This is a genomic window from Alloyangia pacifica, from assembly GCF_003111685.1.
GTDB lineage: Bacteria > Pseudomonadota > Alphaproteobacteria > Rhodobacterales > Rhodobacteraceae > Salipiger > Salipiger pacificus_A.
This window is the reverse complement of record NZ_CP022190.1, coordinates 1,140,609-1,163,820: the sequence shown is the minus strand read 5'-3', so window position 1 is coordinate 1,163,820 and position 23,212 is coordinate 1,140,609. Positions and strand designations below refer to the sequence as shown.

Sequence of the window (23,212 nt, the reverse complement as noted above, 5' to 3'; positions counted from 1 at the left end):
CGCTCACGGGAGAGAATAGAATGGCATACTTGGGTGTCGATCTTGGCACATCGGGGCTGCGCGCCCTTCTGGTGGACGAAGGCGGTGCGCCGCTCGGCGCCGCCGAGAATACGTATGAGGCGCAGCATCCGCATTCGGGCTGGTCGGAGCAGGATCCCGCAGAGTGGATTGCCGCGCTCGACGCCGCGGTCGAGGAGCTGCGCGCGGCCCATCCCGAGTTCGCCGGGCTTCGCGGTATCGGCGTCGCCGGCCACATGCATGGGGCCACGCTGCTCGACGCGGCGGGAAAGGTGATCCGCCCCTGCATCCTGTGGAACGATACCCGCTCGCATATCGAGGCGGCGGAGCTGGATGCCATGGAGGGCGTCCGCGACCTTTCGGGCAATATCGTCTTTCCCGGCTTCACCGCGCCGAAGCTCGCCTGGGTGCGCAAGCACGAGCCAGAGAATTTCTCCAAGGTTGCCAAGGTGCTGCTGCCGGCCGCCTACATGAATTACCACCTGACCGGCAGCTATTTCGCCGACATGTCCGACAGCGCCGGCACCTCATGGCTCGACACCGGCGCACGCGACTGGTCCGAAGAGCTGCTGGAGGCGGGGGGAATGCGGCGCGAGCAGATGCCCCAGTTGCTCGAGGGGTGCGAGCCCGGCAGGCGGCTGAAGCCGGAGCTGGCCGCACGCTGGGGTGTGTCGGGCGAGGTGGTGATCGCCGCAGGGGCAGGCGACAACGCCGCCGCGGCTTGCGGCATCGGTGCGATGAACGAGGGCCAGGGGTTCGTCTCGCTCGGCACCTCGGGGGTGCTTTTGGCAGCGCGCGACGGTTACCGCCCGGCGCCCGAAACCGCGCTGCACACCTTCTGCCACGCGGTGCCCGGACGCTGGTACCAGATGGGGGTGATGCTGTCGGCAACCGATAGTCTCAACTGGCTCGCGCGGATCACCGGCACCACGCCGAAAGAGCTCACGGCGCCTTTGGGCGAGACGCTGCGCGCACCCGGTCGCGTCCGCTTCCTGCCCTACCTGTCTGGCGAGCGAACACCGCACAACGACGCCGAGATCCGCGGCAGTTTCACCGGGCTCGGGGCGGAAACCACCCGCGACGACCTCACGCGGGCAGTGCTCGAGGGCGTCACCTTCGGGCTGCGCGACAGCCAGGCCGCGCTGGAAGTGACCGGCCTGCGTCTCGACCGGCTCATCGCCATCGGCGGCGGCACTGGGTCGCGCTACTGGCTCAAGCTGATCGCCACGGCGCTCGACGTGACGCTGGATCTGCCGAGCGGCGGCGAGTTCGGTGCGGCACTTGGGGCGGCGCGGCTCGGAATGGTCGCCTCGGGTGCTCACCGGGTCGAGGATGTGATGTCCACGCCGGCGATCCGCGAAGAGATCGCGCCCGAGCCGGCGCTGCGCTCCGCCTTCGACGATGCCTACCAGCGGTTCCGAGGTGCCTACGCCGCGATCCGGTCGGTTCAATAGCCTGCATCCAGTGGTGCAAGCCCTCTGATCGCATCGAGCTTGGGAACAAGGTCCGGATGGGTGGAACCCGCCTTGCCGACCCGAGCGAGCAGAGGGCGTCAGGGATCGAGGTGACCGGGCGCCTTCGTTTCGAACCCTTGCCAGAAGAACGCGACCGGAAATGGTCTGGCGCAGAGCGCCTCCGGCATCAAGCGATGGCGCGACCGCGCCAGTCGCGCCGGTCGAGGCTGCGCTCTGGACGCGGCAATGCCTAGACTGCACGACGGGTGATGGGTGATGGGTGCTGAGAAGCGTAGCAAGCCAAACCACACAGCTTTCAGGATGCAGGATCAAGTCAGTAGCTTTCTCGGCGGTCGTAACAGTCGTGGAGTCGGTGTTGCTGGGCGCGATCCGGGGCGTGAGCTAGAGGCATCCACCACCCGCGGGCCGTTCACCCCCCTGCACGCAGCCTGGGGGACCAGCGGCGCCGGGCCAGCTTCCAACGCCGTCGGCCTCGAACAAGAGCACGCGGCACTTCGGGTCGGCGCTCAGCCAGTTGGCAAAGGCGCAGCCCGGGGTTCCCGCCCCGACGATGATCGATGCCTCCTCGGGCGCGACCACCCCCTATCCCATGGCGCTTGAGACCACGTCGAAAAATTCTCTGAAGCACGACGTCCGACAGGTGCAGGGCGCGGTCGTGCGCGGTCACCCAGGCAATCTCGGCGGCGGTCAGGGTGCAATCGCTCGTCAGCGGCAGGTCATCGCCGCGGTCGGCGCAGAACGCCAGAACATCCTGCGCGCGGGGTCCATAGGTTTCGGCCATGCGCGCGGCGCGGTCTTCCGAAACGCCGAAGCGTTGCCTTAGCGCTGGCCGAAGTGCGGCGCTTCCGGGAAAATCGCGCCCACCGCCGATCGGCAGGGTCCCAGTGCACGCCGCACGCATGCGTCCGAATTCGGCGAGCACGACGTCGGTCGTCTGCTCGGCAAAGGCCTGGAAGGTCGTCCCCTTGCCCCCGACCATGCAGATCTGCGGCACCGTGCCGTCGATCCGGTGGGGTAATGCCTGCGCGAGATGCGGCCGGTGAAGGCGTGGTTGCTTTGGGGCAGGGGCCTTATCCCGCTGTAGCTGAAAACGGTATCCTCCTCCGCGAACGGTAACCCGGGAAAGAGCCTCCCGACCGCTTCGAGCATATAGCGGCGCTCCGGCTCGGTGCTGGCGGTCCGCGTCGGTATCTCGACGCGGATGTCGGTGGAGCCGGCAAGCACCTTGCCAAGGTAGGGAAAGATGATGCAGACCCGCCCGTCGAAGTTTTCGAAGTAGATCATGTGACCACCGAGCGCTGCGCGCAGCGCGGGGTTGTCGAGGATGACGTGTGATCGCTGTGTTCCCGACACCATGGGGGCGCCGCTCCGCGCGTCGTCGTCCCACCGCACCTCGTCGAGCCAGGCGCCAGCGGCGTTAACAAGCAAGCGCGCCGCGATGGGCAAACCCTCTCCGGTCTCAAGATCGGTCAACCTGAAACGATCCCCGTCGCGGGCGAGCTCTTCATAGGTCAGGGCAGGCGACTCCGGCGCCATCCGTGCGGTGTCGTCCACGAGTTCGAGACCGAGGCGTTCGTGATAGGAAATCCACGCATCTGGTAGGAGGCCGACCAGTTCTGGCCTGTTGCCCTGCCGTTGCGGGCCTGGTGCGGGGGCAGGGCGCCACGCCCGCGGGTCACAGGATCGTAGAGCATCAGGCCGATCTTCATTGGCAGCGCGCCGCGCTCCGCGCGTGACTCCTTCACCAGCCCGAATTCGCCGTTCTCGAGATAGCGCAGGCCGCCGTGGATCATCCTCGAGGGGGCTGCGCTGACCTCCGAGCAGACGTCGCTTCGTCGCCAGCACAACCTTGTCGCGGCGCCCCACGAGGGCCTTGCCGACGATCTCCTCGGCCAGCCCCTGCCCGTAGGCGGGCGCCGTGTCATGCGGATGCAGGGCCACGAGGCGCTGGTTGCGCTCGTAGTCCGCCACCTGCCCGTTGATGCCGATCAGATGCGCCATGAACTCGGCGGCGATCCCCATGCCCACGAGCATCTTGCGATCGGCTTCGGGCACCGGATTGAGGTCGTAGCAGCTCGATCCGCGCGGCTCGACCGAGCCGATGCCGGTGAACGCGACATTGGCAGTGCGGGCAAGGTCGAAGACCCGCTTGATCGGCGCCATGCCAGTCAGCATGTCACGCTGCGCCCGGTTCTCGGCAAAGAGCGGCGTGTGGATCAGGATCGGCTTGCCGCCGAGCCGTTCTGCCATGCGCGCCACGAGATGGTTCACATCCGTGTAGACCTTGTCCTGCACCCCGCCGGTGAGCGGCACGACGGTGACGTCGAGGGTCTCGACGACCGCGCTCAGCGCCTTGCCCCCGGCGTCGCGCTTATTGTTCATGCGGTGATCGATGGAGACCGCGGTGAGCAGGATCGACCCGCGGATGACGCCCTGCCCTGCGCCGACATTCTTTGCATGATCCCAAAGAGGGCCTGTACCTCGTGGTCTGTCAGTGCGGCGGTCGGCTCGTCGAGGATCAGGACCTTGCAGTCGAGCGTCAGCGTCTTGGCGATCTCGACCAGCTGCTGATGCGATATCGGCAGGTCCCGAGCGATCGCACCCGGGTCGATGTCGCTCAGCTGGGCCCAGCACGGCGCGGGCTTTCTGCTTGAGCGAGGCGGCATCCATAAGGAAGCGGCGGCTCTGGTTGGTGACGGCCATGAACATGTTCTCGGCCACCGAGATATCCGGGCAGAGGGCGATTTCCTGATGCGCCAGCCCGATCCCGAGCTGCTGTGCGGCGCTTGGTGATGCAATACGGACCGGCTCACCTTCCCAGAGGATCTCGCCGCCGTCGGGCTGGAGGATACCGTCGATGAGGGGGATCTGCACCGGGTTGTAACCCGAGGTCCGGTGGTCGTTGAACGGATCGAAGACTTCGGAATGCGCCGCCATGAAGGTCGCCATGAACCCCATGAACCCCTGTATGCCCTGATTCGGGCTCAGCGCCATGTGGATCTTGCCGGCCTTGATGTGCTCGAGCGTCGCCGGGGTGATATCCGCATGCATGACCAGCACGTCCGACTTGGCTTCGAGGATCGCCGCGACCGCGCCCCCGGCGGAGCCCGTCTCGCCGATCTGCTTGACGATTTCCTCGGCAGCAAATTTCGCCTCGGCCAGGTTGTCGGAGGTGATAGAGGCGCTGCGGTTGGATTTCGGAGAATCCGCCGCAAAGGTCACCACCTGCGTGCCATCTGAGATGGCGCGGTTGATCGGTTCGATGAACGGGTCCGGCTGCATCGGATGCAGCAGAAGACCCGCCGGCTGTTTCACCATGTCGTGCTCGAAAGAGGCGATTTGCTTGGTGGTGTCGTAATCGGGTGTGTCCGAAAACACCGTTTCGCAAGCAAAGGCTTGGCTGCCCTTGCTGTACGCAGCCGAAATAAAGCACCGAGTCGGGAGGCCCTAGGGTACGAGGATGCTGACCCCGCTCTCGGAGAGACGTGCCGCAAGCGCGCCCTCCGGGGCGCGGTCACTGACCAGCGTATCCATTTCGTCAAGCGGCGTGACAAGGTTCAACCGGGTGCGCCCGAACTTGCCTGCGTCGATGAGAAACCGGCACGACGTGGAGTGCCGCATCATCGCCTGCTTGACCGGAGCAAAACCGTCCACCGCCTCGGTCACACCCGCTTCGCTGAGGCCAGCCGCTCCGAGAAAACACGAGTCCACGTGGTAGCGCGCAAGATAGTCGCATGTGTCGACGCCGACCACCGCCGCCTCCTGCGGCAGGTAGCTTCCCGGCGCGAGAAGCACGCGCGCATTGGCGCTCTGGCCGAGGATCATACCGATCTGTAGGCTGTTGGTGATCGCCGTGACCCGGGTTTCCGCGAAGGCGAGGAAGCGGGCGAAGACCATCGTCGTCGAGCCCGCGTCGATCATGATCGCATCGCCGTCGCGCACCAGCGACGCGGCAAAGCGGCCGAGCCGCTCGCGCTCGGCGACCCGTTCCCGTCGGCGCGCGTCAAGATCGCGGTGCCCGCCGGGATGCGGCGCCGAAGCGCCGCCATGGGCGCGCTCCAACAGCCCGTCGCGCTCGAGTGCGCCGATGTCACGGCGTACTGTCTCTGTGGTCACGCCGAACAGGGCGGCAAGCTCCGCGACCCGCACGTGCGGCCTGAGTTTCAGTTGCAGCAGGATTTGCGCGTGCCGCTCCTGTTTTTTCAAACGCCGCTCGCCACTTGTCTGGTCCACCGTGCCCGGGCTCCCCTTCGTATGTCGCAGCCTTGAGTTTCGCAGAAAAGTACGACCAGTTTGTTGCATATCCAACATAAAGGTGATGTGATCCCGCTGGACTGGCCGGAGGACACAGGGGCCAGACGCAGAACATGCCCTTTGGGAGGAGGACATCACATGCTTAGGCACACCACGAGTCTGCTCGTATCGCTGGCCCTGTCGGCCGGGGCGGCATTTGCTCAGGAAGAAACCGCGGCGCTCGACAGCCAGTACACCGACGCCGACGGTGACTTGGTCGCAGACGCGCCAACAGACGCGGGCGATCTGAAGGATCCCGGCACCCTTGTTTTTGCCTACACGCCGGTCGAGGACCCGGCCATCTACGAGGATATCTGGCAGCCCTTCATCGCGCATCTTGAGGAGGTCACCGGCAAGGACGTGCAGTTCTTCGCGGTGCAGTCCAACTCCGCCGAGGTCGAGGCGATGCGTTCGGGTCGCCTGCATATCGCCGGTTTCTCGACCGGTCCCACGCCCTTTGCAGTGAACCTCGCCGGGGCGGTGCCCTTCGCGATCATGGGGGGGGACGACGGGCAGTTCGGCTACAAGCTGCAGATCTACACCCAGGCCGACAGCGACATCCAGCAGGTGCCGGACCTCGCCGGCAAGCGCATCGCGCATACCTCGCCGACCTCGAACTCCGGCAACCTCGCGCCGCGCGCATTGTTCCCCGATCTGGGCGTGGTGCCCGACGAGGATTACGAGGTGGTCTATTCTGGCAGCCACGACCAGTCGATGCTGGGCGTGGTCGCGGGCGACTACGACGCCGCGCCCGTCGCCTCGGAAGTGGTCGACCGGATGGCCGAGCGCGGGCTCTACGATCCCGCCGAGGTGCGCATCGTCTGGGAAAGCGATCCCTTCCCGACCACCTCTTACGCCTATGCCCACGACCTGACGCCGGAACTGAAGGAGAAGATCGAGGAGGCCTTCTTCAGCTTCGATTTCGCGGGGACCGCGCTTGGCGAGGAGTTCAGCGGGGTCAGCAAGTTCATCCCGATCACCTACAAGGATCAGTGGAAGGTCATCCGCCAGATCCAGAAGGCGAACGGGGTCGAGTACACACCCGCCGGCCTTGCCGCAGAGTGACCTGACAAGACCGGAGCCGGGGCCTTGGTCCCGGCTCCGGCATGGAGTCTCCACATGTTGAAGATCACCGATCTGGTCAAAAGCTACGGCAGCGGTGCGCCGGTGCTGAAAAACCTCGACCTGACCATCGAGGGCGAAAGCGTGGTGTCGATCATCGGCTCCTCGGGCGCCGGCAAGTCCACGCTGCTGCGCTGCATCAACCGGCTGGTCGAGCCGACCTCGGGCAGCATCGTGCTGAACGGGACCGAGCTCACTGCCCTCCGGGGCCGCCAGCTGCGCGCCGCGCGGCGCAAGATCGGCATGGTCTTTCAAGGGTTCAACCTCGTCGACCGGCTGACCGTGATGGAGAACGTGCAGTCCGGGCGGCTGGGATATATCTCGACCTGGGCGGCGATCATGCGCCGCTACCCCAAGGAGGACATCCGCCGCGCCTATGAGCTGATGGAGCGCGTCGGCATCGCGCAATACGCCAACACCCGCGCCGACCAGCTTTCGGGCGGCGAGCGTCAGCGCGTCGGCGTGGTCCGAGCGCTCATGCAGGACCCCGAGATCTTGCTGGCCGACGAGCCGACCGCCTCGCTCGATCCCAAGACCTCCGAGCAGATCATGGGGCTGCTGCGCGACCTCGCGGGCGAGCTGAAGCTGCCGGTACTGATCAACATCCACAACGTGACCGAAGCCAAGGAATACACCGACCGCATCGTCGGCATGCGCTTCGGACGGATCATCTTCGACGATCTTCCGGGCGCGCTCGACCAGGAGGCGATGGAACGGATCTACTCCGGCAGCCCCCATGCAGACCGGGGCGGCGACCTGCGGGAGGCATCATGAGCCAGCACCCCGACACCTGGCGCAAGCCGCCCTTCATCGCCAACCCGCTGCTTCGTGGGGCGGTCTATCTCGGCGCACTGGCCTATTTCTTCTGGGTCGCGGCCACCATGCCGATCGATTGGGCGCGGGTTGCGCAAGGGATCGAGCGGGCCGGGCGCATCTTCGGCGGCGCCTTTCCCCCGAGCTTCGAGCGCAGCGGCCTGCTGATCGACGGTTTCCTTGAGAGCTTGAAGATCGCCATCCTCGCCACCGTCGGCGGGGTCGCGCTATCCATCCCCATCGCCTTCATGGCGGCGCGCAATGTCGCGCCGCTGCCGGTCTTCTATCTCGGTCGGGCGATCATCATCATCGCCCGCAGCTTCCATCCGGTCATCGTCGCGATCATCTTCGTCAAGGCCGTCGGCTTCGGCCCCTTTGCCGGCGTGCTGACGCTGGTGGTCTATTCCATCGGTTTCGTCGCCAAGATGCTGGCAGAACGGATCGAGGAGATCGACTTCGGCCAGGTGGAGGCGATGCGGGCGGCCGGGGCGCCGTACCTGTCGACGCTGGTTTACGCCATCTTCCCGCAGATCATGCCCCGGCAGATCGGCCTGACCATCTACCAGCTCGATTCCAACCTGCGGGCCTCGGCTGTGGTCGGCATCGTCGGCGCGGGCGGCATCGGCGCGACGCTGGCCAATGCCTTCGGACGATATGACTACGATTTCGCGCTCGCCATCACCATCGTCATCGTCGGCGTGATCCTCGTCTCCGAGGCGATCAGCGGCCAGATCAGGAAGCGCATCGCATGACCAGCATCTCCCAGCAATTCGGGCGCGAGGACTGGTCGCGCCATACGCCGAAGGAAAAAGCCCGACGCTTCGGCATCTTCGCCCTCTGCGCGCTGGCGGTCTTCTGGGCGCTCGGCTCGATCGAGATCATCTGGGCCTGGGTCTGGGACTCGCCCAGCCAGATGGCCGATCTCTTCGGACGCATGTATCCGCTCGACACCAGCAACCTCGGCGCGATCCTGCGCGTGCTGTTGGAAACCGTGAACATTGCCACCTTCGCCACCGCGCTGGCGGTGATCGTCTCGCTGCCCGTTGCCTATATCGCGGCGCAGAACACCACGCCCAACCGCGCCACGCTCTGGCTCGGGAGGCTGATCCTCGTCAGCTCGCGGTCGGTCAATACGATCATCTGGGCGCTGCTCTTTGTGGCGATCTTCGGCCCCGGCATCGTTGCCGGTGTGGTGGCGATCATGTTCCGCTCCATCGGTTTCATCGGCAAGCTGCTGGGCGAGGCCATCGAGGAGATCGACACGCGCCCCGTCGAGGCACTGGAGGCCACCGGCGCATCGCGCTTCAAGGTCATCGTCTATGCCATCGTGCCGCAGGTCATGCCGACCTTCTGGGCCGTGGCGATCCTGCGCTGGGACATCAACCTGCGCGAGTCGACCGTGCTCGGCCTTGTCGGAGCGGGCGGCATCGGCATCATCCTGCAGGGGGCGATCGACACGTTCAACTGGCCCGAGGCGGCGACCGTCCTGCTGGCGATCCTCGCGCTTGTCGTTCTGGGCGAGGTCGTCTCGGCCTTCCTGCGTCGCCGCATCCTGTGACCGGCACGCGCTGCACCGAGGCCCGCGCGGCCTTCGACGACTATCTCGGCGTGCGGTCGCGCCTGCCGGATGCGCGCTTTGGCCATGACTGGCAGGTGGCGCAGAGCCTGCTCGAGATCGCCGACCCCTTTGATCTCGTGCTGCTCGACGCCTACGGGGTGCTCAACGTGGGCGAGTCCGCTATTCCGGGCGCAGCAGCTGCGATCGCCGCACTGCGCGCTGCCGGCAAGGCGGTGGCGGTGGTCTCCAATTCCGCAGCCTACCCCAAGCGGGTGATGATGCAGCGCTACGCCCGGCTGGGCTTTGACTTATCTCCCGGGGAGGTGGTGACCAGCCGCGAGGCGTTGCTGGCGCATCTGACGCGTGCGCCGCGGCTGCGCTGGGGGGCGATGCTCAGCCCCGAGTACGGCGTCGAGGATTTCGAGGACGTCGACATCTCCTTCCTAGGCGACGATCCTGCGGACTACGAGGCGGCCGAGGGCTTTCTGCTCGTGGGCTCGGAGGGCTGGACGAAGGCGCGCCAGGCCCGGCTCGAGGCAGCTCTGAGCAAGCGCGCGCGTCCGGTCTTCGTCGGCAACCCCGACATTGTCGCCCCGCGCGAAACCGGCCTCTCGCGAGAGCCCGGCGACTATGCGCATCGCCTTGCCGACGCGACCGGCGTGGCGCCGGTCTTTCTCGGCAAACCCTTCGACGGGATCTTCTCGCTGGCCTTGGCGCGTCTCTTCCCGGGGCTTGCGCCCGAGCGGGTGTTGATGGTCGGCGACACGCTGCATACGGACATCCTTGGCGGCTGCCAGATGGGGTTTTCCACCGCGCTCGTGACTGACCATGGCGCACTCGTCGGCCTCGACCCGGCTCGGGCAATCCGTCGGTCGGGGATCGTTCCGGATTTCGTCATAGGCAGCATTTGACGGGGCCAGCCGGGGCCGAGAGGACTCAGGCGCTCTGGGATCGAGGGGCGGATACCTTCCGGATGAAGGGCGCATCGAGCCGCATCGATGCCGCGACGCCGTCCGGCGCGGTGATCGCCTCGAGTTCGTCCGCGATCTCTGTCACAGACATGCAGAGCGCCTGCGCCCGTCCCGAGCGGGTCGTGCGGGGGCACCCGTCCGACCCGCCGCAGCTCGTGCCGCTGGTCGAGCTGGCCGGGGGGAGGCGACAGCGGTATGGGTTCTGGATGAGGCGGAGCGCTTCCACACCCGGCTCGGCTAGGTGCCGGTCCGGCTGTAGAAGGAGATCTACAGCCACGTCGTCAACCGCCTTCAGGCGCGCATCATCGCGCCGGTCTAGGCCTGCGATGCCGATCGGCCGATAGCGGGGATAGTGGTGGAAAGGGACAGCCGGCTGCGCGTGAGTCTCGCGGTGAAATACGCTGCCCCGACCGGATAGACCGAGGCACCTTCCGAGGCGAAATGCATAAGGCGCGGCGCATTTCTACGCCGCGCCGTCCTATCTGCCGCGCCGGGGTCAGCTCAGGCGGTGACGCGGCGCGCCCGGTTCGCGGTGGCGGTGAATTTGGTGGCCTGATCGAAGCCGGTGTCGAGGTGCCGCGCGGTGCGGATGTCCGACATGCGCTCGAAGGCGGCGTGAAATTCCTCGGGGCTGCGCGCCTCGGGTGGCAGGTAGACACCCTCGGTCTCGACCACGTGGACCACCGAATAGACGCCGGCGCCAGCGCCGATGATGGTCTTCTTCGGCGCAAGGTCTGAGGCCATGAAGACCACCGCGGGCGCGACCGCTTCCGGGGTGAGCTGCGCCGCATCCTCGGGGGCGAGCAGCCCGTCGGTCATCCCGGTCATGGCGAGCGGCGAGAGGGCGTTGACGTGGATCCCGTAGCGCTCGCCCTCCTGCTGCAGCGTCGTCATCAGACCGATCATGCCGGCCTTTGCGGCGGCGTAGTTGGCCTGTCCGAAGTTGCCGTAGAGCCCCGAGCACGACGTCGTCAGGATGATCCGGCCAAAGCCCTGCTCGCGCATGATCTCCCAGACCGCGCGGCAGCAGTTCGCCGAACCGGTGAGGTGGACGGCGAGCACGGTTGCGAAATCGGACATCTCCATCTTGGCAAACGAGCGGTCGCGCAGGATGCCGGCGTTGTTGACGAGGATGTCGACGCGTCCCCAGCGCGCCATCACCCGTGCCACCATCGCGGTCACCTCGGCGAAGTCCGCCACGTCCGCGGGCTCGGCCACGGCCTCGCCACCAAGGGCCTCGATCTCGGCGACCACGGCCCGCGCCGCGGCACCCGGCTGGCCGTCCAGTCCGGTGATGTCGTTGATCACGACGCGCGCCCCGGCGCGGGCAAGGGCGAGCGCGTGGCAGCGTCCCAGCCCGGCCCCGGCCCCTGTTACGATCGCGACCCGTCCGTCGAATTCGTTGGTCATATGTCCTGCGTCCCCGCGCTGACTTGTCTCAGAAGTTCACCTGGTCGCCGCCCTTTAGCGACAGCATGGCACGCGCCTCGTCGGGTGTCGCCACGTCCAGCCCCAGCCCATCGAGCACCTTGCGGATCCGGCGGACCTGCGCGGCGTTCGACTGTGCCAGATGACCCGGCCCGTCCCAGAGCGAGTCCTCGAGTCCGACCCGCACGTTGCCGCCCATCGCGGCGGCCATCGTGGTGATCGGAAGCTGGTGGCGCCCCGCGCCCAGCACCGACCAGACGTAGTCGTCGCCGAACAGCCGGTCCGCGGTGCGCTTCATGTGCGAGACGTCGTCGGGATGCGTGCCGATACCGCCCAGAATGCCGAAGACCGTCTGGATGAAAAGCGGACCCTGCACAAGGTTCCTGTCGCGGAAGTGCGCGAGCGTGTAGAGATGGCTGGTGTCGTAGCACTCGAACTCGAAACGCGTGCCGTTCCCCGAGCAGGTCTCGAGGATGTACTCAATGTCCTTGAAGGTGTTGCGGAATACCACGTCGCGGGTTTTCTCGAGATAGGCCGGCTCCCAGTCGTGCTTGAATGTGTCGTAGCGGTCGAGCATCGGGAAAAGCGCGAAGTTCATCGAGCCCATGTTGAGCGAGGCGACCTCGGGCGCGAGTAGCGCGGCGGGCTGCAGGCGCTCCTCGACGGTCATCGTGGGGCTGCCGCCAGTGGTGAGGTTGAGCACCGCGCCGGTCGCCTGCTTGATGCGCGGCAGGAAGCGCAGGAAGGCCTCGGGGTCTTGCGTCGGCCGCCCGTCCTCGGGGGTGCGGGCGTGCAGGTGGAGGATCGAGGCGCCCGCCTCGGCGGCCTCGATGGCCTGCTCGGCGATTTGATCGGGGGTCACCGGCAGGTGTGGCGACATGCTGGGGGTGTGGATGCCGCCGGTGACGGCGCAGGTGACGATAACCTTGCGGGGGGCCTTTGCCATGGTCCTTCTCCGTTTCTTTCTGGGTCAGATGGTTTCGACGTTGCCGCAGACGCTGATCGCCTGCCCCGAGACGTTCGCCCCGGCCGGCGAGCAGAGGAACAGCGCCATGCCGGCGATGTCCTCGGGCTCGACCATCCGGCGCAGCGAGACGCTGGCGAGGTACTGCTCTTCCATTTGCGCGTAAGGGATGCCCTCGGCCGCCGCGCGGTCGGAGATCACCCTTTCGATGCGCGCGCCGCGCACCACGCCTGGCAGGATCGCGTTGACCCGGATGCCCTCGGGACCCATTTCCTTGGCAAGGCTCTGTGTGAGGCCGACGATGCCCCATTTCGCCGCTGCATAGGGGGTGCGCAGCGCGTAGCCCAGCCGTCCCGCGACCGAGGCGATGTTGAGGATTGCGCCCGCCTCGCTCTCGCGCAGGAGCGGCACGGCACGGCGCAGCACCAGGAACTGCCCCAACAGATCGACGTCGAGCGTGCGGCGGATGTCATCGACAGAGATCTCGTCGATCTTTCCGGTAGGGCCGGCGATCCCGGCGTTGTTCACCAGCACGTCGAGCCCGCCGAGCGTTTCCTTGGCGGCGTCCATCAGCGCGGCGACCTCGGCCTCGTCGGACACGTCGGCGCGGCGGGTGACCACGGCGGGGCGTTCCTCGGCGATGCGTGCCAGCGCGGCCTCGTCGATGTCGCAGATCATAACTTGCGCCCCGGCGTCGAGAAAGCCGCGCGCGATCGCGGCGCCGATGCCCGACCCGCCCGCGGTGACAAGGACCCGGAGGCCGGGTTTCGGATACATCCGTTCGATCATGCTCACTGTCTGTCCAGTCGAAATTGTCTAGGGGAGGGGAGGTGGCCGTCAGGCCACCTCGAGCCAGTTGCGGCGCACGTCAGGCGCGGCGTCGAGCTCTGCGGGGGTGCCGAGGAAGACCAGCTCGCCATGGCCCATGACCAAGACCTGCTGCGCGACCTTGAGCGCGATGGTCAGCTTCTGCTCGACCAGCACCACGGCGACGCCGCGGCGGCCGATGTCGAGGATGACCTCCATCACCACGTCGACGATGCGCGGGGCGAGTCCCTCAGTCGGCTCGTCGATCAGCAGCACCCGGGGGTTGCCGAGCAGCGAGCGGCAGATGGTCAGCATCTGCTGCTCGCCGCCCGAGAGGTACCCGGCGCGGATGCCGCGGCGCTCGCGGAGGCGGGGGAAATAGTCGTACATCTCCTCGACCGTCCAGCGGTGCGCGCCGGGAGCGCCTTTCTGCACGCCAATGGCGAGGTTCTCCTCGACCGTAAGGTTGGGGAAGACCAGACGTTCCTCGGGCACGTAGCCGAGCCCCTGCCGACAGATGTCGAAGGGCCGCTGCCCGGACAGGGTTTGGCCGTCCAGCGTGACGCTGCCGGCGGTCGGGGGCACAAGCCCCATCATCGCCTTCAGCAGCGTCGAGCGCCCCGAACCGTTGCGCCCCAGCAGTGAGACGATGGCCGCCTCGGGCACCTCCATGTCGATCCCGTGCAGGATGTGGCTCTTGCCGTAATGGGCGTGCAGCCCCTTCACCTGAAGCAAGCTCATGCTGCCTCCTCACCCAGATAGGCTTCCTGCACCTCGCGGTTGGCACTGATGCGCGCCGGCGTGTCGGTCGCGAGGATGCTTCCGTAGACCAGAACCGAGACCCGGTCGCAGAGGCTGAAGACGACGCTCATGTCGTGTTCGACCATCAGCAGGGTCTTGCCTTCCGTCACCGTGCGGATCAGTTCCACGGCCTGCGCCGTCTCATCGCGCGACATGCCCGCGGTGGGCTCGTCGAGCAGGATGATGTCGGCGCCTGTGCTCAGCGTCATGCCGATCTCGAGCGCACGCTGCTCGGAATAGGTCAGGTCGCCCGCCAGGTCTCGCGCCCGGGTCTCGAGCCCAACGCGCGATAGGATCTCGGCGGTCTCCGCGTTCACCCGCCGCATGGTCGAAATCGGGCGGAAAAGGCCGAAGCGTACCCCGTGGCGCGCCAGCACGCCGATCCGGAGGTTTTCGAACACGCTCATCCGGTGGAAGATGTTGGTGATCTGGAACGAGCGGGCCAGTCCCGCCCGGTTGATGAGGTGCGGCGAGAGCCCTGCGATGCTGCGCCCGCCGAGCGCGATGCCTCCGGAAGACGGCGGGAACATACCCGAGATCAGGTTGAAGAGCGTCGATTTTCCAGCCCCGTTCGGGCCGATCACCGCGTGGCGCTCGCCCTTCTCGATGTCGAGGTTGAGCCCCTTGAGCACCTCGATCGGCCCGAAGGACTTGGTCACGCCGGTGAGCGTCAGCGCGCTCTGCGTCGTGGTCGCGGTCATGCTTCACCTCCCAGCGGCGCGGTTTCGGCCATGGTGTCCTCGGGGCGGTCCTTGCGGGCCCAGAGCGCGTCGATCTCGCGGCGGGCACGGAACAGCACCGCGCCGCCCCCCAGCAGCAGCGCCGCCGGGACAATCCAGGTCAGGACCGAGACCGGGCTCCACTCTGCGCCAAAGAGCTCGAAGACGGGCAAGCCGTCGCCGGCCGCGTGGCGCAGCCGCTCGTAGTCTTCGCCGAAGAGGATCGAGGCGCTTTCGACCAGGAAGACCACGCCCGCGGCGATCAGCAGACCCCCTGCCAGTGCCATGAGATAAGGCCCCGCCAGCCGCGCCCAGTCGAGCTGGCGGCGATTGCGGATGTGGTGATGCACAACGCCGCCGATGCCGCTCGGGGCGTAGAGCATGATCAGCACGAAGATCAGCCCCTGGTAGAGGAGCCAAGATCGGGTGAGATCGGAGACGAGGAAGGAGAAGAGCGCGAAGGCCGTCGCGCCGATCACCGGGCCGAAGAACACCGTGGCCCCGCCGACGAAGGTTTGCAGCACGACCTGCGAAGACACGATGCTGCCGAAGAGCGAGTAGTTCGCAGTTTCGTTGGAGATCGCCTGCAGTGCGCCTGCAACGCCTGTAAACATCGCCGAGACGGCGAAGATGATCACCTTCGAGGCATGGGCGTTGTAGCCGAGGAAACGGACGCGCTGCTCGTTGTCGCGCAGCGCCAGCGTCAGCCGTCCAAAGGGGGTACGGGTATAGGCCCAGAGCCCGAGACCGCAGATCACCACCCAGGCCAAGGTCATGTAGTAGACCTCGAGCATGGAGCCGAAGGTGAAGCCCAGCCAGGGCATGCGCATGGACGACACGCCCGATTCACCGCCGAAGAGTCCCTCGAGGCGCGGTGCCAACGAATGGAAGAGCTCGGCGATGGCCAGCGTCACCAGCGCGAAGTAGACGCCCGAGCGCATGGTGGCGAAGTAGCCCGCCACGAGGCCGACCAGAAGCCCGGCGGCAGCGCCCGCGAGCGGCAGCAGCGGCGTCGGGAAGGGCAGGCCGTCCTCGACCGCGAGCATCAAGTGCAGCGCGGCAAATGCGCCGATCCCGAAATAGGCGGCGTGGCCGAAGGACAGCAGCCCGGCCTGGCCGATGAGAAGGTTGAAGGCAAGCGCGAAGAGGCTCGCGATGAGCACGTTCACCAGCGCGTTCTGCCATCCGAGGCCCAGAAAGGGCGGTACGGCGATCAGCAGCGCGAGGAGCGCGGTGAGGACGAGGATAGTGCGAAGGTTCGGCATGTCAGTTACGCTCCCCCATGAGACCCGCAGGGCGTACCAGCAGGATGATCAGCATCAGGGCGAAAGGAATGGTGGCGCTGACCGAGGACAGCTCGAGCGTCAGCAGACCGCCGACCGAGCGCGCCCAGTCTCCGAGGCCGATCAGGCTCAGCAGGTTTGCCAGCGACCAGTCAAGCCCCACCGCGAAGGACGAGAAGAGGCCGATCATCAGCGAGGCAACCAGCGACCCCTTGAGCGAGCCGAGCCCGCCGACCACGACCACCACGAAGACGATCACCCCCAGTTCCAGCCCCATGTTCGGGTTGGTCGGGTAGAAGGCTCCGGCCACCGCCCCGGCAAGCCCGGCCAGTGCCGCGCCGGTGCCGAAGACGAACATGAAGACCAACGGGATATTGTGCCCCAGTGCCTCGGCCATGGCGGGCAGACGCTCGGCGGCGCGCACGACGATGCCGGTGCGGGTCCGGGTCAGCAGCAGCCACAGCGCCGAGAACATCACGACCGCGATCCCGCCGATGAACAGGCGGTAGAACGGGTAGTCGGTGCCGAAGATGTGGAAAGCCGAGAAGCGAAGCTCGCCGGGCATCTGGTAGTTCACCGGGAAGTCGCCGAAGAACAGCTTGATCAGCTCCTCGATGATCAGCGCGAGACCGAAGGTCAGCAGCAGTTCATGCGCGTGGCCGTGGGCGTGCACCCTTGGCAGCAGGAACCGCTCGACCGCCATGCCGACAAGGCCGACCACGATGGGGGCGACGATCAGCCCGGTCCAGAAACCGAAGATCGACGAGACGGCGTAGGCGACATAGGCGCCCAGCATGTAAAAGGAGGCATGCGCGAAGTTCAGCACGCCCATCATGCCGAAAATGAGCGTGAGACCGGCGGAGACCATGAACAGCAACAGGCCGTAGGTCACGCCGTTCAGCGTGGAGATGATCGCAAATTCCATTGCACTTCCGATTGGGGCCGAGGGACAGGGCCGGCCGGCGAGGCTCGCCGGCCGGTGCTCTCAGGGTGCGGGGCTCATTCGCCTGGGCGCACCATCTTGCAGCTGTCCTGCACCGGGTAGATCGCTGTCTCGCCCGGCACGACCCCGACGGTCTCGAAGCCCATGTCGGTGTCGTCGGCGGGGTACTTGGCGTTCTTCACGACCTTGGAGACGACCACGGGACGGATGGTCTGGTGGTCTTCCTTGCGCACCGAGATCGGGCCGACCGGCGTCTCGTAGGTGGTGTCCTCGAGCGCCAGCGCGATCTTGGTCACGTCGATGGCGTCGCCGCCGAAGTCGAGCGTGTCGAGCGCCTGGTGCAGCGCGCCGACGGCAAAGGCGGTGTGGCCTTCGACGAAGGTCGGGTAGTGGCCGGTCGACGCCTTGTAGGCTTCGGCGAATTCGCCATCGGTGGCAGCATTGTCGTAGTTGTTGGCGATGTAATGCCCGAGCGCCGTCTCGCCGGCGTTGGCGATGTTGCCCGGCTGGTCGAGGTAGGCGGTCGCGAAGGTCACGTCGAGACCCGCGTCGCCCGCCGCCTTCATCAGCAGCAGCAGGTCGTTCGACCAGTTGCCGGTGAAGACCGTGTCGGGCGCGGCGGACTTCAGGCGCGCGACGAAGGGCGCGAAGTCCTGGATCTTGTTCACGTCGTGCAGGACTTCGTCGACGATTTCGAAATCGCCGCCCGCCGCCGCGGTTTCGACCGCCGACTGCATGTCCTGGCCCCAGGAGTAGTTCTGGTTGATCGAATAGACCTTGGTGCCGAGATCGCCGGCTTCCTTCATCGCGCTGACCAGCGCGTTGACCCGCATCGGCGCAGTTGTGGTGAAGCGGAAGTGGTAGAACTGGCACTTGTCACCGGTCAGCTCCATCGCCTCGCCGCCGAGGTTGATGAACATCACCTCCTTGCCGGGGTTGCGCAGGTTGTGCTTGCGCACGTCCTCGGTGAGCTGGCCCGCGATTGCCGACGAGGCGCCCTGGAAGATGATGTCCACCCCATCCGCCACGGCCTGGCGGAACTTGGTCGCCGCGTCCGGTGCGCCGCCGGCGTTGTCGTACTCGATGACTTCAACCGGTTCGCCGTTGAAGCCGCCGGCGTCGTTGATCTGCGCGACCCCATAGGCGACGGCGTTGGCATAGAGTCGGCCTGTCGAGGTCTGGGCGCCCGAAAGGCTTTCGATGATTCCGATCTTCAGCGGCTCGGCGTGCAGCGCGGTTGCGCCAAGGGCCAGTGCGGACGTGGCCGCGATCAAGGCAAGACGTGTCAAGCTGGTTCTCCTCCCAGGTGTTTTTCCATGCCAGCGCGCCGCGCCCCTGATGTCGGGCCGTGCTGCGCTCTCCTCTGGCACGGGCGTATCCTAACCACAGAATTCTTGGGCGGTAAAGATATAAGATATGTGATCTCATATCCGTAAAGTAGAGGTGCTTGCGGGGACGCGGTTGCCTTATGTTGTGACTTGGACATAGAATGACGCGAAATTGGCTGCTAAAGGCCCAACACCGCGGCGCCACGACGGACCGCGCGCTGTCCCTGCGACGGACGCGGGATCATCCTTCGAACAAGCCAAGCGAGGCCCGGAGCACGTGAACAGTCTCGATCCCACGAAGCCGCGATCGCGCACGCTGGCGCCCGTGGATGTCACCACGATCCAGGAAAGGGTCTACCAGAGCATTCGGCTCGGGCTGCTCAAGGGCGAGTTCCTTCCGGGCGAGCAGGTGACCATCCGCGGGCTTGCAGAGGTGCTCGGCACCAGTCCCATGCCCGTGCGCGAGGCCGTGGCGCGGCTGATCGCCGAGCGGGCCATCGAGCAGTCTGGGCCGCGGACGCTGCGCGTCGCGCCCTATCTCGCCACAGAGCACGAGAATTACATCCGCATCCGCATGCAACTCGAGGGCTATGCCGCCGAACGCGCTGCGCGTGCCCGGCGGACTCCGACGCTGATCGGCGAGCTGCGGCGCCACAACGACGCCATGAGCGAAGCGGTCGAGGCCGGAGATTTCGAGGCGGCGCTGGCGGGAAATCAGGCGTTCCACTTCGAGCTCTACGGCGGCGCGGGCTACCCGCAGCTGCTCGACATCATCTCGACGCTCTGGCTGCGCACCGGGCCAATCGTTGCCTCGGCGCGGAGGGACAAGGCGTTGTTCGCGCGGTTGTTCCGGATCGGCGTGCGCATTCACGACGATGCGATAGACGCCGTGGCGCAGCGTGACGGCGAGGCGGCGAGGTGGGCGGTAAATCTGGACATCCGCTCTTCGCATCTGGCGATCCGGCGCTTCTACAAGCAGAGCCCCGACGCGGCCTCTAAATAGGCCGCTCGCACGCTCGGGAACGGGCGAGCCCGAAGCTCCGTCGCGGGACGCGACGCGCAGTGGGCCGGTTCGGGGGCCATCGGCGTATTTCGGCAAAGGTGGCGGGCCATGAAGGATTCGAACCCTCGACCGACCGCTTAGAAGGCGGTTGCTCTATCCAACTGAGCTAATGACCCGTCGGAGCGTGAGTAACCCAGCTCGAAACCATCCGCAACACCGCCCTTGCGGGGCGCCCTCGAGGCTTTGCCGAAAATCCCGAAGTTTGCTCCGCGGTCCAACGGCGGATCGCGGACCACCTCATTGATTTAGGGAGGGTATTCCTGCACTCGAGCTGGCGATGCCACGGCGTCCCAGCAGCGGAGACCTTGGCCCCTCTGGCCGGATGGGCCAAAGGCACGGCCAGAGCGCATCTTCGCGCGCCTGCCCGGAGAGTTGCGCTGGATCCGCTGACGCGCGTGCGGCGCGTGCAGCGGGTGCGTGACGCCACGTGCAGGGCATCCTTTCGTCTGCAGGGGGCCTCCCGCCTTGAGAAACCGCGCGCATTGCGCTAGGAGCAGCCGGTCCGCCTCGATCGCAATAGGTGAGCCGATGTTTGCTCAAGTCTGGAACAGCTATATTGCCCCGCTTCTGGGCCGCCCCAACCGCGTTCAGATCGCGGCGCTCTGCCATCGTGTAGAAGATGGTCGGCCGGAGGTGCTCATGATCACCTCGCGCACGACGAAACGCTGGATCCTGCCCAAGGGCTGGCCGGTGCGCGGCACCGACGGCGCGGGCACTGCGCTGCAGGAAGCCTGGGAAGAGGCGGGGGTGAAACACTCTGGCCCACGTCCTTTCCGCATCGGGCAATACCGCTACAGCAAGATCGTAAACGGCCTGCTTCCAGTCACCACCGACGTCGACGTCTACGCGGTGGCGGTCGAGAAGCTGCTGGACGCCTTCCCCGAAATGGCCGACCGCGAGCGCCGCTGGATGTCGCCCGACGCCGCGGCCCAGGCGGTCGAGGAAGAGCAACTCAAATCCATCCTCGCGGACTTCCCGGCGCTGGTCTCGGCGGCACGGCAAGGCTGAGCCCCGCAGGGTCCCGCCGGCCCCCTGGATTCAAGGACATTCAACGTGACCGAACACACCACGCCTCAGTGGAAGACGCTCGACAAGGACCTGAACCGTCTCGCGCGTCTTGAAGAGGCCACCATGCATGCCTCGCGACCGCTGGTCGGCGTGGGGATCAGCCTGGTCTTCGTCTCGCTCGCGGCGGTGGCCGCCGCGATCCTCACAGGCGGCGCGACGCAGAGTCTCGCGGTGGTCGTGGCCGCCGCCTTCGGCGCCTACATGGCGCTGAACATCGGCGCCAACGACGTGGCCAACAACATGGGTCCCGCGGTGGGGGCCAAGGCACTCTCGCTCCTCGGGGCCATCGCCATCGCGGCGATCTTCGAGACCGCCGGCGCGCTGATCGCGGGCGGCGACGTGGTCTCGACCATCTCGAAGGGGATCATCGACCCGGCGGGGCTTGCCGACACGGCCATCTTCGTGCGGGCGATGATGGCGGCGCTGCTTGCGGCGTCGATCTGGGTGAACATCGCGACATGGATCGGCGCTCCGGTCTCGACGACCCACTCGGTGGTCGGCGGGGTGATGGGCGCCGGAATAATGGCCGCGGGGCTTGGCTCGGTGAACTGGTCGACGATGAGCGCCATCGCCGCGAGCTGGGTGATCTCGCCGCTGCTCGGCGGGATCATCGCGGCGGGCATGCTGGCTTTCATCAAATGGCGGGTGATCTACGTCGAGGACAAGATCGCGGCGGCCCGCACCTGGGTACCGGTGCTGATCGGGATCATGGCGGCGGCCTTCTCGACCTATCTTGCGCTCAAGGGGCTCAAGAAGATCGTTTCCATCGACTTCCCGACGGCCTTGGCGATTGGCGCGGCGACGGGGGTGGGCGTCGGCCTGATTTCGGTGCCCTTCATCCGCCACCAGTCGAAGGGGCTCGAGAACCGCGCCCGCTCGCTCAAGACGCTGTTCCGACTGCCGTTGGTGGTCTCGGCGGCGCTGCTGTCCTTTGCTCATGGCGCGAATGACGTGGCCAATGCGGTCGGCCCGCTGGCGGCCATCGTCTACGTGCAGCAGTCCGCCAGCGTTGCGGGGCAGGTGGCGATCCCGCTCTGGGTCATGGTGATCGGGGCGCTCGGCATTTCCTTCGGCCTCGTGCTCTTCGGCCCGAAGCTGATCGGCATGGTGGGCAACCAGATCACCAAGCTGAACCCGATGCGCGCCTATTGCGTCGCGCTTTCGGCGGCGGTGACGGTGATCGCGGCCTCTTGGCTCGGCCTGCCGGTCAGCTCGACCCATATCGCCGTTGGTGGTGTCTTCGGGGTCGGTTTCTTCCGCGAGTGGTACGTCGAGCGCCGCGCCCGCCGGTACCACCGCCACCTCGCGCCCGAGAGCCTGCCGCGCCAGGAGCGCGCCCGACGCAAGCTGGTGCGCCGGTCGCATTTCATGACGATCGTCGCGGCCTGGGTGATCACGGTTCCGGCGGCGGCGCTGCTCTCGGCGGGCTGCTTCCTGTTGCTGCGCACCATCGGGTTCTGAGACGGTCCGACCCGGGCAGGGTTCGTCGCGAAATGTACGCTAGATCTGAGGAAGGCCCCGCGCACTGCGGGGCCTTTTGTTATTTCAGGGCGTGCCGCGCAGCATCTGCTCGACGAGCCGCTGCACGTCGAGCGCCTCCTGCGGGGTGGCCAGACGGTGCGGTTTGCCGGCGACGCAGAGCAGCATGTCGTCGAGCTGGGCGCGCAGCGCAACGGCGCGCGGCTCGCCGGCGGCCGAGGGAACGGCGACAAAGGCGCCGCCGCTCGAGACCGCCTCGTCCGAGAAGTTGGTGACCCGGTGGCTGGCCTTGCTGCCCTTCACGGTGAATTCCTGCCGGTCTTCCTGGGCGCCGCCGGTGCTGGCGAGGATCGAGACCGGTACGCCGGCCACAGTCTCGAGGCGGGCGAGCAGGGCTGTCTCGCAGAGCGCCGGATCGGAGGGGTAGGAGGGGCGCGCCCAGACCACCGAGAGCGGGCCGAGGATGCGCTGGCTGAAGAACAGGAAATGCGAAAGGACTTCACGCGTCATGCCGCCCTCGGCCCGAAAACGCAGCCAGTCGGCGGCCTGCTGCCAGGCGCGCGGCCAGGCGGCATAGGTGACCACCATGTCGACGCCCTCGAGATCGCCCATCGCTCCCGAGCGCGCCGTTGCGGTGATGTTGCTCAGGGCCGCGCCGGCGGCCTGAGTGAAGTTGACCGCTGCGGGCACACCGCTGGCACGCAGACTGGCCACCAACTCCTCGCTCGCCGCCAGATCGACGCCGAGCGGCTTTTCGAGGAAGACCGCCTTGCCCGCGGCAGCCGCCTCGAGCGCGTAGGCCATGCGCGGCTCTGGCGGGCAGGCGAGGTAGACCAGATCGGCGGCGGCGATGGCCTCGGCCGCGCTGGCCGCAACGGGGATCTCCGGCGCGAGCGCCTGCGCCGCGGCGCAGCCTTTGGCCGAGGGGTCCCACATCGCCACGACGGAGTAGCCCGCATGGAGTTGCATATGCTCCAGCATCCGCCGCCCCATGATCCCCAGCCCGATGATTGCCGTTTTCACTGCCATGATCCCACCTGCTCCTGCTGTCTAGGTCTGTGCCCCGGTGCCCGCCCGGC

Annotated in this window: 23 protein-coding genes and 1 tRNA gene; 10 read left to right on the top strand and 14 right to left on the bottom strand. The window is 66.8% G+C overall.

The genetic code is table 11. The features are described 5' to 3' along the window. Positions 1-20: 20 nt before the first annotated feature. Positions 21-1,472, top strand: a complete 1,452-nt coding sequence (gene xylB / locus CEW88_RS18385; protein ID WP_108969545.1) for a xylulokinase — start codon at positions 21-23, stop codon at positions 1,470-1,472. 430 nt (positions 1,473-1,902) lie between these two features. Here the strand turns inward: xylB and CEW88_RS25245 are convergent, their stop codons facing one another. From CEW88_RS25245 to CEW88_RS18355, 3 genes are read right to left on the bottom strand one after another with little or no spacing between them, the layout of a single operon-like run. Continuing rightward, the gene (locus CEW88_RS25245) at positions 1,903-2,394 is read right to left on the bottom strand and encodes a glycerol-3-phosphate dehydrogenase C-terminal domain-containing protein (RefSeq protein ID WP_368074612.1); all 492 of its coding nucleotides are present in this window, start codon (positions 2,392-2,394) and stop codon (positions 1,903-1,905) included. Then, a complete protein-coding gene (locus CEW88_RS25130; RefSeq protein WP_438839484.1) occupies positions 2,313-4,919 on the bottom strand; it encodes an FAD-dependent oxidoreductase in 2,607 nt (868 codons plus the stop codon). The genes CEW88_RS25245 and CEW88_RS25130 overlap by 82 nt, the downstream gene beginning before the upstream one ends. Before the next feature lie 21 nt (positions 4,920-4,940). Further along, the gene (locus CEW88_RS18355) at positions 4,941-5,726 is read right to left on the bottom strand and encodes a DeoR/GlpR family DNA-binding transcription regulator (RefSeq protein WP_108969542.1); all 786 of its coding nucleotides are present in this window, start codon (positions 5,724-5,726) and stop codon (positions 4,941-4,943) included. 159 nt (positions 5,727-5,885) lie between these two features. Between CEW88_RS18355 and phnD the strand changes: the two genes are divergently transcribed. Genes phnD through CEW88_RS18330 form a run of 5 tightly spaced genes read left to right on the top strand, consistent with a single transcriptional unit; the run spans position 5,886 to position 10,190 of the window. After that, positions 5,886-6,851, top strand: coding sequence for a phosphate/phosphite/phosphonate ABC transporter substrate-binding protein (gene phnD / locus CEW88_RS18350; RefSeq protein ID WP_108969540.1), 966 nt, complete (start codon positions 5,886-5,888; stop codon positions 6,849-6,851). Positions 6,852-6,905: 54 nt separating this feature from the next. After that, positions 6,906-7,682: a phosphonate ABC transporter ATP-binding protein gene (gene phnC / locus CEW88_RS18345; protein ID WP_108969538.1), complete on the top strand. Its 777-nt coding sequence runs from the start codon at positions 6,906-6,908 to the stop codon at positions 7,680-7,682. Further along, entirely contained in the window at positions 7,679-8,473 is a 795-nt protein-coding gene (gene phnE / locus CEW88_RS18340) for a phosphonate ABC transporter, permease protein PhnE (RefSeq protein WP_108969537.1), read from the top strand. Before phnC ends, phnE (CEW88_RS18340) begins: the two co-directional genes overlap by 4 nt. Then, complete coding sequence (gene phnE / locus CEW88_RS18335) at positions 8,470-9,279, top strand: phosphonate ABC transporter, permease protein PhnE (protein ID WP_108969535.1); 810 nt, start codon at positions 8,470-8,472, stop codon at positions 9,277-9,279. The genes phnE (CEW88_RS18340) and phnE (CEW88_RS18335) overlap by 4 nt, the downstream gene beginning before the upstream one ends. Further along, on the top strand, positions 9,276-10,190 hold the full coding sequence (locus CEW88_RS18330) for an HAD-IIA family hydrolase (protein WP_108969534.1): 915 nt from the start codon (positions 9,276-9,278) through the stop codon (positions 10,188-10,190). Before phnE (CEW88_RS18335) ends, CEW88_RS18330 begins: the two co-directional genes overlap by 4 nt. A gap of 25 nt (positions 10,191-10,215) precedes the next feature. On the opposite strand, the gene CEW88_RS25125 is transcribed toward CEW88_RS18330, so the two are convergent. Then, positions 10,216-10,341, bottom strand: a complete 126-nt coding sequence (locus tag CEW88_RS25125) for a hypothetical protein (RefSeq protein ID WP_302664671.1) — start codon at positions 10,339-10,341, stop codon at positions 10,216-10,218. On the opposite strand from CEW88_RS25125, the gene CEW88_RS25240 reads away from it, so the two are divergent. Further along, on the top strand, positions 10,301-10,594 hold the full coding sequence (locus CEW88_RS25240; RefSeq protein ID WP_368074611.1) for a 3-hydroxyacyl-CoA dehydrogenase NAD-binding domain-containing protein: 294 nt from the start codon (positions 10,301-10,303) through the stop codon (positions 10,592-10,594). The two genes, CEW88_RS25125 and CEW88_RS25240, sit on opposite strands and share 41 nt — an antisense overlap. A gap of 157 nt (positions 10,595-10,751) precedes the next feature. Here CEW88_RS25240 and CEW88_RS18320 read toward each other — a convergent pair whose 3' ends face one another. The 8 genes from CEW88_RS18320 to CEW88_RS18285 form a co-directional block, all read right to left on the bottom strand. Continuing rightward, the gene (locus tag CEW88_RS18320) at positions 10,752-11,660 is read right to left on the bottom strand and encodes an SDR family NAD(P)-dependent oxidoreductase (RefSeq protein ID WP_108969531.1); all 909 of its coding nucleotides are present in this window, start codon (positions 11,658-11,660) and stop codon (positions 10,752-10,754) included. Positions 11,661-11,688: 28 nt separating this feature from the next. Next, the gene (locus tag CEW88_RS18315; protein ID WP_108969529.1) at positions 11,689-12,624 is read right to left on the bottom strand and encodes a 3-keto-5-aminohexanoate cleavage protein; all 936 of its coding nucleotides are present in this window, start codon (positions 12,622-12,624) and stop codon (positions 11,689-11,691) included. Between the two features lie 24 nt (positions 12,625-12,648). Then, positions 12,649-13,431 (bottom strand): SDR family oxidoreductase, encoded by a 783-nt coding sequence (locus CEW88_RS18310; protein WP_254694482.1) that lies wholly within the window; start codon positions 13,429-13,431, stop codon positions 12,649-12,651. 48 nt (positions 13,432-13,479) lie between these two features. After that, positions 13,480-14,190 (bottom strand): ABC transporter ATP-binding protein, encoded by a 711-nt coding sequence (locus CEW88_RS18305; RefSeq protein ID WP_108969526.1) that lies wholly within the window; start codon positions 14,188-14,190, stop codon positions 13,480-13,482. Further along, the gene (locus CEW88_RS18300) at positions 14,187-14,951 is read right to left on the bottom strand and encodes an ABC transporter ATP-binding protein (protein WP_108969524.1); all 765 of its coding nucleotides are present in this window, start codon (positions 14,949-14,951) and stop codon (positions 14,187-14,189) included. The genes CEW88_RS18305 and CEW88_RS18300 overlap by 4 nt, the downstream gene beginning before the upstream one ends. Beyond that, on the bottom strand, positions 14,948-16,234 hold the full coding sequence (locus tag CEW88_RS18295; protein WP_108969522.1) for a branched-chain amino acid ABC transporter permease: 1,287 nt from the start codon (positions 16,232-16,234) through the stop codon (positions 14,948-14,950). Before CEW88_RS18295 ends, CEW88_RS18300 begins: the two co-directional genes overlap by 4 nt. Before the next feature lies 1 nt (position 16,235). Continuing rightward, positions 16,236-17,177 (bottom strand): branched-chain amino acid ABC transporter permease, encoded by a 942-nt coding sequence (locus CEW88_RS18290; RefSeq protein WP_108969520.1) that lies wholly within the window; start codon positions 17,175-17,177, stop codon positions 16,236-16,238. A 74-nt stretch (positions 17,178-17,251) separates the two neighbouring features. After that, positions 17,252-18,484, bottom strand: a complete 1,233-nt coding sequence (locus CEW88_RS18285; RefSeq protein ID WP_108969519.1) for a branched-chain amino acid ABC transporter substrate-binding protein — start codon at positions 18,482-18,484, stop codon at positions 17,252-17,254. Between the two features lie 316 nt (positions 18,485-18,800). Here CEW88_RS18285 and CEW88_RS18280 point away from each other — a divergent pair, with 316 nt between their 5' ends. Continuing rightward, entirely contained in the window at positions 18,801-19,526 is a 726-nt protein-coding gene (locus CEW88_RS18280) for a GntR family transcriptional regulator (protein WP_159099659.1), read from the top strand. Between the two features lie 99 nt (positions 19,527-19,625). On the opposite strand, the gene CEW88_RS18275 is transcribed toward CEW88_RS18280, so the two are convergent. Beyond that, positions 19,626-19,702, bottom strand: a tRNA-Arg gene (locus CEW88_RS18275). Positions 19,703-20,114: 412 nt separating this feature from the next. On the opposite strand from CEW88_RS18275, the gene CEW88_RS18270 reads away from it, so the two are divergent. Beyond that, a complete protein-coding gene (locus CEW88_RS18270; protein ID WP_108969516.1) occupies positions 20,115-20,594 on the top strand; it encodes an NUDIX hydrolase in 480 nt (159 codons plus the stop codon). Between the two features lie 45 nt (positions 20,595-20,639). Next, on the top strand, positions 20,640-22,115 hold the full coding sequence (locus CEW88_RS18265) for an inorganic phosphate transporter (RefSeq protein WP_108969514.1): 1,476 nt from the start codon (positions 20,640-20,642) through the stop codon (positions 22,113-22,115). Positions 22,116-22,199: 84 nt separating this feature from the next. Here CEW88_RS18265 and CEW88_RS18260 read toward each other — a convergent pair whose 3' ends face one another. Then, positions 22,200-23,162 (bottom strand): Gfo/Idh/MocA family protein, encoded by a 963-nt coding sequence (locus CEW88_RS18260; protein WP_108969513.1) that lies wholly within the window; start codon positions 23,160-23,162, stop codon positions 22,200-22,202. Between the last annotated feature and the right edge of the window lie 50 nt (positions 23,163-23,212).

Excerpts from the sequence above, each read along its gene's own strand:
- xylB (WP_108969545.1), top strand. The coding sequence starts at position 21 with ATGGCATACTTGGGTGTCGATCTTGGCACATCGGGGCTGCGCGCCCTT.
- CEW88_RS18295 (WP_108969522.1), bottom strand. The coding sequence starts at position 16,234 with ATGCCGAACCTTCGCACTATCCTCGTCCTCACCGCGCTCCTCGCGCTG.
- phnE (WP_108969537.1), top strand. The coding sequence starts at position 7,679 with ATGAGCCAGCACCCCGACACCTGGCGCAAGCCGCCCTTCATCGCCAAC.
- phnC (WP_108969538.1), top strand. The coding sequence starts at position 6,906 with ATGTTGAAGATCACCGATCTGGTCAAAAGCTACGGCAGCGGTGCGCCG.
- CEW88_RS25125 (WP_302664671.1), bottom strand. The coding sequence starts at position 10,341 with ATGTCTGTGACAGAGATCGCGGACGAACTCGAGGCGATCACCGCGCCG.
- CEW88_RS18310 (WP_254694482.1), bottom strand. The coding sequence starts at position 13,431 with ATGATCGAACGGATGTATCCGAAACCCGGCCTCCGGGTCCTTGTCACC.
- phnD (WP_108969540.1), top strand. The coding sequence starts at position 5,886 with ATGCTTAGGCACACCACGAGTCTGCTCGTATCGCTGGCCCTGTCGGCC.
- CEW88_RS18320 (WP_108969531.1), bottom strand. The coding sequence starts at position 11,660 with ATGACCAACGAATTCGACGGACGGGTCGCGATCGTAACAGGGGCCGGG.
- CEW88_RS18315 (WP_108969529.1), bottom strand. The coding sequence starts at position 12,624 with ATGGCAAAGGCCCCCCGCAAGGTTATCGTCACCTGCGCCGTCACCGGC.
- CEW88_RS18305 (WP_108969526.1), bottom strand. The coding sequence starts at position 14,190 with ATGAGCTTGCTTCAGGTGAAGGGGCTGCACGCCCATTACGGCAAGAGC.
- CEW88_RS18270 (WP_108969516.1), top strand. The coding sequence starts at position 20,115 with ATGTTTGCTCAAGTCTGGAACAGCTATATTGCCCCGCTTCTGGGCCGC.
- CEW88_RS18290 (WP_108969520.1), bottom strand. The coding sequence starts at position 17,177 with ATGGAATTTGCGATCATCTCCACGCTGAACGGCGTGACCTACGGCCTG.
- CEW88_RS18260 (WP_108969513.1), bottom strand. The coding sequence starts at position 23,162 with ATGGCAGTGAAAACGGCAATCATCGGGCTGGGGATCATGGGGCGGCGG.
- phnE (WP_108969535.1), top strand. The coding sequence starts at position 8,470 with ATGACCAGCATCTCCCAGCAATTCGGGCGCGAGGACTGGTCGCGCCAT.
- CEW88_RS18300 (WP_108969524.1), bottom strand. The coding sequence starts at position 14,951 with ATGACCGCGACCACGACGCAGAGCGCGCTGACGCTCACCGGCGTGACC.
- CEW88_RS25245 (WP_368074612.1), bottom strand. The coding sequence starts at position 2,394 with ATGCGTGCGGCGTGCACTGGGACCCTGCCGATCGGCGGTGGGCGCGAT.